The organism is Desulfoluna sp. (assembly GCF_030145185.1).
Lineage (GTDB): Bacteria > Desulfobacterota > Desulfobacteria > Desulfobacterales > Desulfolunaceae > Desulfoluna.
This window is the reverse complement of sequence record NZ_JAQYWB010000075.1, coordinates 14,017-27,723: the sequence shown is the minus strand read 5'-3', so window position 1 is coordinate 27,723 and position 13,707 is coordinate 14,017. Positions and strand designations below refer to the sequence as shown.

The following is a 13,707-nucleotide window of genomic DNA, read 5'->3' as shown; positions in this document are numbered from 1 at the left end:
TCGATTTATGCTTCTCTACACAAAAGGCACGGAGTTCCCTGAAGGCCAACTGGAGCACTACCGAGAACGGTTTTCAAGCTTGTCCTGGTATGTAAAGGATATCAAGCAGACCTTTTCACGGATCTATAACCGGAAAAAGAATCGTCGGGGGACCCTGTGGGGTGAGCGGTTTAAAAGCGTGATTGTGGAGAAAGGTGAGACCGCCATTAACTGCCTGGCCTATATAGATTTAAACGCCGTGAGGGCGGGTATTGTGAAGCGGCCGGAGGATTATCGCTGGTGCTCAATCGGGCACCATGTGCAGACGGGAAACCGAGATGATTTTCTCTCTCTGGACTTCGGGTTGGTGGAGTTCGGGGTGGAGAGTGCGGCGCGACTTCAAAAATACCGCGAATTTCTCTATCATGCGGGGTCGGTTAAAAAACGGGGCAAGGCCGCGATTGTGGCGCGGGTATTTCAGTCTGAAAAGGAGAAAAATTTTGAGCTGGATCGCATCCGGCGGTTCAGGTCCCGAACCCGGTATTTTACCGACTCGGGAATTATCGGCTCCAAGTCTTTTGTTATCGGAACCTATGAAATCTTTAAGGATCGGCTTTATGGGAGCCGGGAACGCGTGCCAAAGCGGGTCAGCTGCTTTGACGGTATGTACTCCATGAAACGATTGAGAGAGGGTTGACGGTTTCCTGTCGCTGCATAGCAAAAATCTGTAATTGATAAGAACGAATTCAGCACCCATCCCTGTTGACGTGAGGGCATGAGGTTCATGTTTTGTCCTTCGTTATGGCATCTGGAAGGGCTGTTTCTGCATCGGCCTATTCGGACCTCGATTGACAATAACATCTTAAGCTCAAATAGAATCACTGGGATTACAGCGCTTTTTTTCGGTAGGAATCATGCGAGAAGAATACCCTATGACATGAGATTCCACATCAAGAGCATGTCGCCTGTCCCCTAGTTTGTTCTAGTTTGTTATTGGTAATTACAGTTCTTTGCAGTAATATTTTCAGTCGTTTCAAAAATGCAAAATGTAATCCACAGTATTCGGTTTGATTTTCTCACCCTTCGGGCGAGCCGCGTGTACTCATCTGCCGCGTTATCAGAGCCTTGAGGTAAACCACTACATCTTCAGCTCTGATGCCTTGCATATGAGCGCACCCAACTCGTGAAATATCCGGGCTATTTATCCATCATAAAATGTGCTAAATACTTACTGTGTTTAGGTTTTTGATAAGCGTTCAACTAAGTCAGGTGGAGACATAAATACATATGACCTTCCATCTTTGAATTTTTTTAGTAGGTTGTATTTATCAGAAAGTTGCAGTAGGTCTTTACGGGCTGTTTCCGTTGTTATACCATGCGCTTTGGCATGAGCTGGAATGCTATATGTAAAGCGATAATGCTCCAATGCGTGAATTAATAGTTCTAATTGTCTGACATTAAGTTTGTCTGATATGTTAGAGATACTTCCTGATATTAATGCTTCTTCTCTCGCATCTTTTTTTCTTTCAATATATTCTTCAAAAGCTTGAACTGATTGCTTCAATATATCAAGCTGATGGCTTATAAAATAAGTCATATCATTACTATCTGTCTCTGTAAAAAGAAATGCTTTTCCATATGCAGTTCGTTTTTCTTTAAGAATTTTTGAAATCGAAAAAAACTCCATAACGTGGTAATTATGATTAATTAACACCCAATAAAATAAAGCCCTTGCCGTCCTACCATTACCATCAACAAAAGGATGGTCATAAGCAAGCATAAAGTGAATAATTATTGCTTTTATAATTGGATGGATTTTTGTTTCATTATCATTTGCAAAATCACAAATCGATTTTATTCTTGCTTGAAGTTCTTTAGCTGGTGGCGGATTATGTAAAACTCCTGATTGTAGATGATCCATTATAATAACGTTATCATTTTCTGTTCGATAAGCCCCGGTCTTATCTTCATCCAGTGTGTTCTCAACTAATAAAAAATGAATATGACAAATTGTTTGTGGAGTTAGCTGCTCATCTTTTAATTCTTTTAAAAGTTCTAATGCGTGGTAATTATTAAAAATCATCTGTTCACTTTTATCAACAGGAGCTCTTTCTTCTAAAAGCATTTGCTTAGCTATAAGTCTGGTTGTAGAAGCACCTTCCAGTTGACTTGAGCTTATTGCTTCTTCACGAAGACAACTTGCAAGATACTGTTTGCGCATTGATGAGCTTGTTTCTTTTAGCTCATCGATTTTTGATTGTAACTCTTCAATAAGCAAGTACAACGGTTTGGGAATACAATATGTGAAGTACTCATTCGTAATATTTTTGAAGGGTAGGTTTTCCGATATGAACTGTCTTGCTAATTTAGTACCGAGCCACCATTCTTCGTTTGTTAAACCGAAGGGGGCAGGCTTATGGCGCAATTCAGCCCAGTGAAGGTAACGCCCCTTACTGTCCATTGGTTCGATTAATGTAAGCTTTTCAACTACAAATATAGGAGAGTGCTTTTCAATAACATCGACAAAAAGTTTATTTGTTTCTGGTGGCATTTCTGGTTTTTTCATTTTTATATTATCCTGGAAAACGGACTGTTATGATCTCAAACAGATTTTTAAAAAATTGTTTATTTCAACTTAACATGAACCCGTCCATTGTTAAAACAAAAAAAATCAACCCAGGCGGTGCTGGTATACTGGGTTAAAATAACAGCACTTTTATTAATGTTATTTATATAAGCCAAGCAATCAGTTAATCAGTTAACAAAGGACCAAGGGCCAGGCACCACCAACCCTCCCATAATCTTAATTCTCACAAGGTCTCGATTAAACATCCCCAACCAAGGGAACTGACACATGAGAGAAAAATTCACCCTGATTTGCCGTACCACCGGATTTTTGATCTTCTGTTATTCGATCATGACAATTCTGACGACACTCTCAATGCTCATCATGCCCCTTGATATGGAAAAAATGATGGGCATGCCGTCGTCATATATGGGGTCAGAGATGATGAATCAGCTTCTCATGTCCTCTCAAAGCTCTGCGGAGTACATGTGGGTGTATTGCTTGACGACAATCGCCTTGAGCGGCCTTATCCCTCTGTGTTTCGGGTTGTACCTGATGGTCTCCGGCCTTTTTTTCATTGATCTCTGCTACCCTGTATCAACCACGCCAGAACATACAACGGAGCCAATCCTCTCATTCCAGCCCATGGAACCTCACAGCGACATCGACAATGATCGAAAATTTATGCCTCCGGAATTGTGATAGCCCGGAGGCACCAGGGCACCAGGGCACCAGGGGACAGGCACCATGCGCTTGTTTAAGGCTGCTGAAAGAGATGCGTTGGTGCGTAAGCATGCGCGCAAAAATTGTCGGTAAAAACCGACACCGGGCACATGCAATCTATTAAGTTGATAGAACAGCTCATACGAGCTTAACAATCCCCAAAGATAAGTTATATTTATTGGTAACGATTCAGCTTATCCCTCCGGCTGCCCTGCCGGAGGTTAACTTTTGTCTGATTTTTCATTTTCGCCCGTCTTTTACCCGACGGCGATTAAAACCACTATAAGGAGATTACAACCATGGATGCGAAAGAAAAAAAATGTGTTTTCATTGGTGCCTTTGCAGCAATAATGCCTATCCTTGCAAATTTAGTCTCAATTGACGCAGCTTTAATCACCAGCAGTTTCAAAACAACGATAATGATCGGGTATGTCATAAAAGTCATCGTGTTAATGATACTTGGTGGCTTCATTGTCTATATCAACACTGAGACGGATAATAAAAAGGCTTTTCAGTTGGGTGTAATGGCACCGGCTATCGTAATCGGAATGCTAAATGCGAACAATTTGAAAAATGCTGAAGATGAAATAAATGTACTAAAAAAACAAGATTCGAAATTCGAGTCTTCACAGCTATACCTTTCCCCGGATAGCGAGTTGTTGTCTCATAAATTCACCCTTACAAAATGCTTAAGTTTTTGTTCTACCGCTTATGCGAATACACTCATTGGGCAACATGGCACCCCGTCAAAAGCTAAACTCATCTGGTATGGTATCTCAGGAAACATATCAAACGGGTGGTTTGTTTTTGTGGGCTCATATAAGAACAAAGATGACGCTAAAGAACAGGCAGCTTCCTTGCGTTCAAAAGGCTATGATGCCCAAGTTATCGAACCCTTTGGTTCAAATAAATACTATGGCGTTGCCCTTGGCTCATACATCACCCTTGATGAAGCTGAAAAACTAAAAACACAAGCTTTACAGGACGGCTTGCCTGAAGATACGTATTTGTGGAAATGGAAGCCTTAAACAACACCCACCATGCCGATAAAAAGCTCAAATTTAGGGGCAGAAAATAATAATCAGGGTAAAAAATATACCAATACCAAATTTCATAAAATCGGTGAGTCGATCGTATTCACCCAGAAAGGGGTCAGGGAGGCTCGTATAATACGAAGATCATGCCAGGCCGGAGAAGGGGTCGCGTCTTTGCCAGGCAAACAAAAATAGGCCCTCCTGCCTTTCGGCATGATGGCTTTATTTGATGACAAATCAGAACCGCTGGTAAAGGGAAAAATTAGCGCCGTACCAGAAGATCATCTCGTCACTGTGTTCGACACGGGCATTGTGAAGCGGCCGGAGGACTACCGCTGGTGCTCCATCGGACACCATGTGCAGACGGGAAACCGGGACGGGTTTCTTTCCCTGGACTTCGGGCTGATGGAGTTTGGGGTGAAGAGCGCAGAACGATTGGAAAAATACCGCGAATTTCTTTATCACGCGGGATCGGTTAAAAAACGGGGAAAGGCCGCGATCCCGGCGCGGGTGTTTCAGTCTGAAAAGGAGAAAAAATTTGAACTCGATCGCAGCCGGAGGTTCAGGTCTCGAACCCGATATTTTACCGATTCGGGCATCATCGGCTCCAAAGCCTTGGTGATTGGAACCTATGAACACTTTAAGAATTCGCTTTATGGGAGTCGAGAACGAATCCCACGGCAGATCAAAGGCCTTGATGGCATGTACTCCATGAAGCGATTAAGAGAGGCCTAACCCGGATATTTAATGAAAAAACAATCAGGGCTAAGGAATCATTCGTAATGACAGTTCTTTGCAGTAATATTTTCAGTCGTTTCAAAAATGCAAAATGTAATCTACAGTATTCGGTTTGATTTTCTCACCCTTCGGGCGAGCCGGGTGCACTCATCTGCCGCGTTATCAGAGCCTTGAGGTAAACCACTACATCTTCAGATCTGAGGCCTTACATATGAGCGCACCCAACTCGTGAAATATCCGGGCTAACGGTTTGCTGTCGCTGTGCCCGATCAAGCCCGCAATAAAGCCAATAATCTGCAAACATTCAAAAATGAATTCAGCATCTATTCTTTCGTTCGTGAGGGCCTGCGATTTATATTTTGTCCTTGCTCATGATCGTTGGAAAAGCTGTTCCTGCATCGGCCTATTCGGACCTCGATTAACAATAACATCTTAAGCTCAGATGGAATCACTGGGATTACAACGCTTTTTTTCGTTAGCAATCATGCAAGAAGAAAAAACTATGACATGAAATGTCCACATCGAGAGCATGTCGCCTGTCCCCTCGTAGCCCCTCGTAGCCCCTCGTATCGTCCCCTCGTTTCTCGTTTTCATTCACTCGTTTCTTATAAAGATGCCCTCGACATAAAACATAGCTTTTCTGTATAACTCGATATGCGTTCCGACTGAGGATGCAGTAGAAGATGTACGACTCTTAAATATGTTGAAACTCACTACCACTAAATGGAACAAACCTATCAGGCCATGTCGTTCTACATTTACACAATAATTTATATTGTGAGGGAGATTTCAAATTAACTTTCTCAACGGTTACAGAAACCTTGTCCCCATCATTGAGATCAATTAATTTTTCAAAATCCTCTGCAAAAAATCGTGGTACATAACCTAAAATTTCAATAGGATCTTCAGATCGCATAAGTAATGCGTGGCCATCATATTTGTTTTGAAAGTCTTTCATTAGGTATAATTTATCATCAGGATTTAATTTTGCCAATCTATCTGTGCATGATGCGCTTAAATACCTAATACCATAGCTAAAAAAACTAATAGCATATTCATCATTTTGTTTTTTGGGGATGGGAAATAACCTAAGATGATCGGTTGATCTAATGCCTCCAGTTTTAGATAGTTCTTCAATTGGAGAGTATTCATTTTCTTCAATATTTAGCCAACTTAGATAGTCTTGATACTCAGGTCTATTTTTTTGAAGTAATCGATTTTTAAATAACGGAAAAATTTCATCAGATTCATAGCATGTTTCGAATTTATCCATTCCAGCAAGGGGCCTGAAATTATCTTTTTCATGTAAACTTTCTACCTCGGAAGTATAACGAAAAAAATATTTATTATTTAAATACTCCAATCGTCCAACAGGTACCCAAGCATGTCTTTCTGAATTGTACCAAGCTAAAATAAGTTCTGAAACCATTGAATTAAATCTCACTATTTAATAAAATTAATTTATTTTCTTTGAGGATTGCAAGTGCAAATTTAATACTGGATTCAGTTATTAACTCTTTTGAAATTTTAGAAAAAATATCTTCGAATTGTAAATCTGTGATCATGTCTAATTTTTCCAGCCAGTATTTCGCAGCATCGTTGTGCCTGCTTGCTGACATTTTAAAAGCATCAATAGTTTTTAGCCTTTTATGCGCGCCATCAATTTCTGTAAAAAAAGGTGTCGTAGCCTTTTTCACATAAGCTGACACTTTAAAACGTTTATCATTTGTATTCAATCGCCTCTCAATTTCTTCATCTGAAATTCTGCAACCTAAGCTTGATGCATGATCATACGTTGGAGCAAGGTAACTTATTTTTTGGGTATGATCCTCAATAAAGCCCCAATTCTCATGGTGTCTATCTTGATTCGAAATTAACGTGTCTAACATCAGGTATCCAGTAAACATTTCTTCAATCGACTTAATTCTTTTATTGCTATCATAGACAATCGGAAGCTGATAATTTTCATGACAAGCATTCTCATCAGCGCTAATACCGTTGATAGTTTATACTCACGAAGTTTGTATTTTTGAGTTTGGGGGTAATTGGCACTGACATGTTTAACTAACAATTCATTTCCATGTATTAACCTGCAGTATGGCGGGACAATTGTAGGAGACAGAACGCCCTGCTTGCCTTCCCATGTAGAAAACTCATAAGATGCACATGGAATTGTTAATAATCTTGATATCTCGCATGCTGCTTTTTCTGCCCAGTTTTCACCAGTACCTGGTCTGCCCAATTTGCATAGAAAATCCTTATTGCCGACATGGTACCAAAATTTTTCTTTTGATCCCAACTGCTCAAGAGAATCATAATTTTTGATTTCAGTTACACTATATTCCATTGGTAGCTTTCAGCATACATTTGTCAAAATGTTTGATGGATCATCACCCTATGTATCCCCTTTAAGCAAAACAATGACCTTTATAGCGCAATTCGTATAATCTTTGAAGGTTTGTAATAATTAAACACTTCGTGGCTATTAATTTTAATCTGCCATTTTACATCTCTCTGATATTATTATTTTTAAAAAGCGGTTTATGCTTAGCGATCTAAATTTACCATCCCTACCGCCTCCTTCCGCCTCTCCACAAACGCCTCCACACTCCTTTCAATAAGCCGCAACACCCGCCTGTTCCCAGGACCAGGAGGACCAGGGGACGGGCGAAAGAGGACCAGGGGACGGGCGAAATGAGCTCGCTCGACTCGTGAAATATCCGGGCTATGTCCTATGATCTCTATCCTGCTTTTCCATCCCCCTTTTCAACTCTCGCCATTTTTACTATGATACGGCCAATCCGAGCAAAAACAGGACACAACAGGCAAGGAGTATCATGGGGAAATCCGATGTATCCAACGCGGCCCGACATGGGGAGGGGCAACCCATCTCGTTAGAAAATCACCTGCACGGCAACGCCCTCTCCCTTGAGGAGGCCCTCACCATCGCAGCGGGTGTTGCCCAGGCGCTGGTACCTCTTCATGATCGAGGACTCGTGGTCAAAGGCCTTACCCCCAGCTCTGTGTTCATCGCTCAGCAGGCCCAGGGAATCGTCCTTCAGCTGCCTTGCTGCTTTGTCATGGACGGCACCCTCAAGACAGAAGACAACACAGGTCAAATGACGCCCCATGAGGTTGAAGAGGCCATACTCTTAAAGAAATACCTGCCCTACATCGCACCGGAGCAAACGGGCAGAGGCCAGCATCCGCATGACCACCGCATGGACCTCTACGCCCTGGGGGCCATTTTTTATGAGATGCTCACAGGCACCCCGCCCTTCCCGGCGAAGACCGCCCTTGAAGCTCTCCACGCCCACATGGCCAGCCCTGCCCCGAGTCCGTCTGAGAAAAACGCGAAAATTCCCGACACCCTTTCAGAGATCACCCTGAAGCTTCTCCAAAAATCCCCGGACGCTCGGTACCAGAGCGTCCGAGGCGTTTCAGCGGACCTTTCCGCCTGCCTGGACCAACTGCAAACCACCGGCGAACTCCGGCCCTTTCCCCTCGGAGTCCACGACAGGGAAGGCATCTTCAAGCTCCCCAACACCCTGTACGGAAGGGAAAAAGAGCAAAAAAGGCTAAAGGAGGCCTGCTCAGAGGCCAGACGGGGCCGCTCTCCCAGAATCTGGGTTGAAGGTGGACCGGGCTCAGGCAAAACAACGCTGGTCAAAGCTTTCTCAGCAAGGTTTCAGGATGAAGGGGGCCTCGTCCTTACTGCCAAATTCGAGCAGAATCAGGACGAGGCTCCTTACGGGTTTCTCCCCCGACTCTTTCAAGGGGCGGTTCAGCGCATTCTGGCTTCAGGTCCGGATGAGCTTCTCACATGGAAAGAGTACCTGTTGCTTCATATCGGCACCAACACACGGGTCCTCACGGAGATCGTTCCAGGCTTTGAAGCGATCACAGGACCGGGCACCCCGATCCCTGCCCTGCCCCCGGATGAGACCCGAATCCGCTTTACCGAGGTGCTCAAGGATGTATTGAGCGCTCTTTCAGAAGCTGCGTCCCCTCTGGTCCTCTTTATCGACGACCTGCAGTGGGCCCCCGCCGAAACCCTGGACCTCCTCACCACCCTGCTGGTGGATGAACCTGTGCCGAAGGCCCTCTTTATCGGAGCGTTCCGCAACCATTCGAAAGCATCCGCGCCCCACCTCGCCCCCTGGCTGGAGGCCCTGGATGCTCAAGGCGATACCACGCCCCGAATAGGTGTTCCCGGGCTCGAGTCCGAACAGATCCGGCAACTCGTCTCCGACACCTTTCACCTGGCCGCAGTCGACACAGACCCGTTGATCCGACTCATCGAAACGGCCTCCGGGGGCAGTCCTTTTTTCATCCGAGAATTCCTTGTCTCTCTTTATGAAAAAAAACTCATCCTCTTTGAGGACACCTGGACATTTGATCTTCCGGCCATCAGCCGACTCAGCCTCACCGACGATGTCCTGGAAATTCTCGGGCAACGCATCTCAGAGCTGTCTGCATGGCATGGGCGCATTCTGGCATTTGCCGCCTGCATCGGATCAGGCTTTGACAGTGCGTTCATCGCCCGCCTCACAGAGGAGAACCAGGCCCTCACCCAAGAGGCCCTTGAAACCTTGACGTCCCGGGATCTCCTGGTGAGGGAAGGGGCTCTTTACCGATTTTTCCATGACAAAGTGCATGAAGCCGTCAGCGATCGTCTCACAGGGGAAGAGAAGGCAGCCCTGCACCATCGCATCGGCACCCTTCTTCTCGAAGTCCATGAAGGGGCTCCCGAGGGAAGCGCCCTTTTTGAGACGGTGACTCATCTGAACCGGGGCCGCGCCCTAATTAAAGGGATCACAGCACGCATCGATCTTGTCCGACTCAACTTAAACGCCGCCATGGCGTCTCGAACCTGTGCCGCCTTTGAAACCGCCTTTCGTTATGCCGAGACTGGCCTGTCTCTCCTTCCTGAAGACCCCTGGAAGGATTACGGAGAGTTCGCCCTTGCCCTCTCCATCGAAGCAGGGGAAGCCGCTCACCTGACCGGGCGCGGACATCATGCTGACACATTCCTTGCCACAGCCCTTTCACACGCCTCTTCGGCCGATATGAAAGCCCGGATTTACACCATCACCGCGAGAAGCCGCATCCACTCAGGTGAGGTGATGGAAGCTTATCGCATCGCCATAGAGGCACTGAGAGCCCTGGGGGAAAGCATCCCCTCCCGCATCGGCAAAATTGCCTCCCTCAAAGAGCTGATCAAAACAAAGGCAGCGCTTTGGGGACAAGAGGTCTCTACCCTCGTGGACCGCCCGGCACTCACCGACCCGGGGCAGCTGGCCGTGGCCCGGCTCTATAAGTTTACCCTCGAAGTGTGTTACATCACGCAACCCGATGCGCTGCCCTTTATTGCTTTAAAATACCTGAACCACACACTTAAACACGGCATGTCTTCCTATGCGACCTTGGCCACCGGCTTTTACGGGGTGATGCTCTGCAGCAGCGGCCTCTCCATCGAAAAGGGATACCAATTCGGTGAACTTGGGCTGGCCCTGATCAAAAAATACCCGGGCGCCAGCCTGGAGAGCGATGTTCACCAGATCTTCGGGGGCATGATCTGTCACTGGAAGCGCCACTATCGGGAAGGAATACCCCACCTTGAACATGCCCTGCGCTGCGCCACAGAGAGCGGCAATTTTCCCATGGCAGCCTACAGCATCAACCACATTCTCATCATTGAATTATACCTTGGATCCAGCCTGATCGCTTATCAGTCTGAAAATGAACGTTTTGTTCCCCTGGTCAAGCGTTTCAATCAGACCCGAAGTGCCGAGGGGTTCAACGTCGCGCGCCAGTACATCCACAATCTCACCACGCCGGAACCGGCTTTTAAGGATTTCAACGGCCCCTTCTACAGCGAAGCCGAAATAAGAAAAAAATACGCTGAAAAGGATCATACTGGCATCGCCAATTTTGCTTCGTTCAAGGGGGTCCTCTATTTCCTTTCCGGCGATTATCGCCAGGCGGCAGACATCATGGCCGAAGCGGTCCCCTCCCTTCCAAGCGTTGCCGGGTGCCTCTTCATTCCAGAGTTCCATCTTTTCTACGGCCTGAACCTGGCGGCCATCCACCCGACAAAGGTGAGACGGAAAAAATGGCGGTCCCTTCGGGTGATCAAGGGTTGCCTGAAAAAGCTTCAGAGATGGGCGGTCCACGCCCCGGAGAATTTCGAGTGCCGGGCGCTCCTCTTACAGGCGGAGCTCCGCCGTATCCAGAACAGGCCCACTGCTGCCATGGCCCTCTTTGACGACGCCATCGCCGCAGCAAGGGAGAACGGCTTCGCCCAGATCGAAGCGGTGGCCTGTGAGTGCGCCTTTCGCTTTCATCGCGCGGCAAAACGAGAGAAGGTCGCCAGGGTCTACCTGACTGAGGCCCGAGAGGCGTATACCGCCTGGGGGGCTCTTGCCAAGGTGGCCCAACTTGAAGAAACCTGGCCGGACCTTCTGGGGACCGAAACCCAGGGGGCACTCCAAAATGCTCAACAAGAGCCGGATCTCGTCTCCATCATCAAAGCCTCCCGGGCCATTGCCGGCGAAACGAACCTCTCGCACCTGATGGAGCGCCTCATGAGCATCGTCATCGAAAACGCAGGGGCCAGGGTCGGCAGCCTGATTCTTGCCGAAGACGACCACTTCATCGTGGAAGCAAGGGTCGGTGGAGAGACAAAAGCCCCCCACCCTCCCCTCATGTTTGAAAACATGCCCCCCGAGGCGCAACGCGTCATCCGCTACGTCATCCGAACGGGGACCCCCGTGGTCTTCCCGCAGCCTGAAGGGACATCCCCGGGACTCAGCTTTCACGGCGAAAAAGCGCCCCGATCCCTTCTCTGCATGCCCTTGAGGGAAGGCGGCAAAAGTCTGGGCGCCCTCTACCTGGAAAACGATCTCCTGGAAGGGGCCTTCACCCTCAAACGAGTCGAGATCTTAAAAACCGTCACCGACATCCTTACCCACGCCAGGGCCAGGCAAAAAGCCGAAGAGGAGGTGACCCTCTATCAGGAGAAACTCCGCGGCCTCTCCTCTTCCATCCTCCTCACCGAAGAGAAGGAGAGACGACGCATCGCCATCGGCCTCCACGATGAGATCGGACAGTCCTTAACCCTCTCCCGGCTGAAACTCTCTGCCTTGAAAAACACCGCCCCTAACCCGGAGATCGAAGCCGAACTCCTCCAGATCCGGCAGCTGGTGGACCAGACCCTCCACGACATCCGGCACCTCACCTTCGAACTCAGCCCCCCCGACCTCTACGAACTGGGCCTTGCGGCCGCCCTGGACACCCTGGCCGAACTGATGCTTGAGCCCCACGGCATAAAGGTCGATTTCGACGACGCGCTGGAAGAGGGCCCGCTCCCCGAGAGCTCCCGCATCCTTCTCTATCAGGCCTCACGGGAGATACTGTTCAACATCGTCAAACATGCAAAAGCCACACGGGTCAACCTCTCCGTGGAATCATCCGGCGACAGCATCCACGTCACCATCACGGATAACGGAACGGGCTTTGACATCCCTGAAACTGCGGCCCGACGGCACACATCAAACGGCTTCGGCCTCTTCTCCATCAAAGAACGCCTGGCCCACCACGGCGGCCGCCTCATCATCACACCAGGCCCTGTCAGCGGCACCCGTGTGGTGCTGAGCCTGCCGATGGGGGCTGATGGTAGTGAGTAGTGAGTGGTGAGTGGTGAGTAGTGAGTAGTGAGTGGTGAGTGGTGAGTGGTGAGTGGTGAGTGGTGAGTGGTGAGTGGTGAGTGGTGAGTGGTGAGTGGTGAGTGGTGAGTGGTGAGTAGTGAGTAGTGAGTGGTGAGTGGTGAGTGGTGAGTGGTGAGTGGTGAGTGGTGAGTGGTGAGTGGTGAGTGAAGGGTCTTAAGGCCTTTGGAAAGAACAAGCCTTGATTATCATTTCGGACAACTGCCTGATTTCCCTCGTAACGGAGAAAATGAAACCAGAACAGAAATGACACCCCGAGATAATCCACAGCAGGTTTTTCTGGGCGCGCCGCGCTCCGCCGCGGCTTTTTTCGTTCGCCATCACCCCCACCGTTTTGAAGCACAACGGCATCATGACAGACACGCCATTGGACCCTCCACAGGGTTCCGGCGGTATCCACCGGACAGAATCCATGCAGCACCAAAACCTGCCAAAAATGAACCCCTTTTTCAGCCGCATGTCATTTACCACGAAGTTAACCCGCTACAATAATTAATTCGCCTCGCCCTGGAGCGCCGCACTCCTGTGCGGCTTTTTTGCCTGAAGCTTGGCCCCAACCCGAACCACCTTAACAGCCAGAACTTACCTCGCCTCCGTTGTCACATCCCACTGAGCTGCGTACGCCCACCGGTATCGCGTAAATGCCGCACCGGAGTGCGGCGCTCCATTTCAATCGGCTTTCCTGCCGGATCGCACCATTCACCATTCACTTTTCACCATTCACTTTTCACCATTCACTTTTCACCATTCACTTTTCACCATTCACTATTCACTATTCACTATTCACTATTCCCTTTTCCCTTTTCACTGCTCCCTATTCACTTTCCACTGCTCCCTATTCACTTTCCACTGCTCCCTATTCACTTTTCACTGCTCCCTATTCACTTTTCACTGCTCCCTATTCACTTTTCACTGCTCCCTATTCACTTTTCACTGCTCC

At 47.8% G+C, this 13,707-nt stretch carries 8 protein-coding genes and 1 pseudogene; 5 read left to right on the top strand and 4 right to left on the bottom strand.

All coding sequences use genetic code 11. The features are described 5' to 3' along the window. A pseudogene (locus Q1Q75_RS18960) lies at positions 1-676 on the top strand (hypothetical protein); the annotation flags it as partial. A 540-nt stretch (positions 677-1,216) separates the two neighbouring features. Here the strand turns inward: Q1Q75_RS18960 and Q1Q75_RS18955 are convergent. After that, positions 1,217-2,545, bottom strand: coding sequence for a Fic family protein (locus Q1Q75_RS18955; RefSeq protein WP_300673914.1), 1,329 nt, complete (start codon positions 2,543-2,545; stop codon positions 1,217-1,219). Between the two features lie 288 nt (positions 2,546-2,833). On the opposite strand from Q1Q75_RS18955, the gene Q1Q75_RS18950 reads away from it, so the two are divergent. From Q1Q75_RS18950 to Q1Q75_RS18940, 3 genes are all read left to right on the top strand, one after another. Continuing rightward, the gene (locus tag Q1Q75_RS18950) at positions 2,834-3,247 is read left to right on the top strand and encodes a hypothetical protein (protein WP_300673911.1); all 414 of its coding nucleotides are present in this window, start codon (positions 2,834-2,836) and stop codon (positions 3,245-3,247) included. Positions 3,248-3,567: 320 nt separating this feature from the next. Continuing rightward, on the top strand, positions 3,568-4,296 hold the full coding sequence (locus Q1Q75_RS18945) for an SPOR domain-containing protein (protein WP_300673909.1): 729 nt from the start codon (positions 3,568-3,570) through the stop codon (positions 4,294-4,296). A 219-nt stretch (positions 4,297-4,515) separates the two neighbouring features. Further along, positions 4,516-5,037 (top strand): hypothetical protein, encoded by a 522-nt coding sequence (locus Q1Q75_RS18940; RefSeq protein ID WP_300673907.1) that lies wholly within the window; start codon positions 4,516-4,518, stop codon positions 5,035-5,037. A gap of 697 nt (positions 5,038-5,734) precedes the next feature. On the opposite strand, the gene Q1Q75_RS18935 is transcribed toward Q1Q75_RS18940, so the two are convergent. Genes Q1Q75_RS18935 through Q1Q75_RS18925 form a run of 3 tightly spaced genes read right to left on the bottom strand, consistent with a single transcriptional unit; the run spans position 5,735 to position 7,387 of the window. Continuing rightward, positions 5,735-6,469, bottom strand: a complete 735-nt coding sequence (locus Q1Q75_RS18935; protein ID WP_300673904.1) for an HIRAN domain-containing protein — start codon at positions 6,467-6,469, stop codon at positions 5,735-5,737. Positions 6,470-6,473: 4 nt separating this feature from the next. Next, the gene (locus tag Q1Q75_RS18930; RefSeq protein WP_300673901.1) at positions 6,474-6,929 is read right to left on the bottom strand and encodes a hypothetical protein; all 456 of its coding nucleotides are present in this window, start codon (positions 6,927-6,929) and stop codon (positions 6,474-6,476) included. Beyond that, positions 6,929-7,387, bottom strand: coding sequence for a hypothetical protein (locus tag Q1Q75_RS18925; RefSeq protein WP_300673899.1), 459 nt, complete (start codon positions 7,385-7,387; stop codon positions 6,929-6,931). Before Q1Q75_RS18925 ends, Q1Q75_RS18930 begins: the two co-directional genes overlap by 1 nt. Positions 7,388-7,877: 490 nt before the next feature. Between Q1Q75_RS18925 and Q1Q75_RS18920 the strand changes: the two genes are divergently transcribed. After that, positions 7,878-12,728: an AAA family ATPase gene (locus Q1Q75_RS18920; protein ID WP_300673897.1), complete on the top strand. Its 4,851-nt coding sequence runs from the start codon at positions 7,878-7,880 to the stop codon at positions 12,726-12,728. Positions 12,729-13,707 lie beyond the last annotated feature (979 nt).

Bases quoted from the DNA above. Each gene is read 5' to 3' on its own strand.
- Q1Q75_RS18955 (WP_300673914.1), bottom strand. From the start codon at position 2,545: ATGAAAAAACCAGAAATGCCACCAGAAACAAATAAACTTTTTGTCGAT.
- Q1Q75_RS18950 (WP_300673911.1), top strand. From the start codon at position 2,834: ATGAGAGAAAAATTCACCCTGATTTGCCGTACCACCGGATTTTTGATC.
- Q1Q75_RS18945 (WP_300673909.1), top strand. From the start codon at position 3,568: ATGGATGCGAAAGAAAAAAAATGTGTTTTCATTGGTGCCTTTGCAGCA.
- Q1Q75_RS18940 (WP_300673907.1), top strand. From the start codon at position 4,516: ATGATGGCTTTATTTGATGACAAATCAGAACCGCTGGTAAAGGGAAAA.
- Q1Q75_RS18935 (WP_300673904.1), bottom strand. From the start codon at position 6,469: ATGGTTTCAGAACTTATTTTAGCTTGGTACAATTCAGAAAGACATGCT.
- Q1Q75_RS18930 (WP_300673901.1), bottom strand. From the start codon at position 6,929: ATGTTAGACACGTTAATTTCGAATCAAGATAGACACCATGAGAATTGG.
- Q1Q75_RS18925 (WP_300673899.1), bottom strand. From the start codon at position 7,387: ATGGAATATAGTGTAACTGAAATCAAAAATTATGATTCTCTTGAGCAG.
- Q1Q75_RS18920 (WP_300673897.1), top strand. From the start codon at position 7,878: ATGGGGAAATCCGATGTATCCAACGCGGCCCGACATGGGGAGGGGCAA.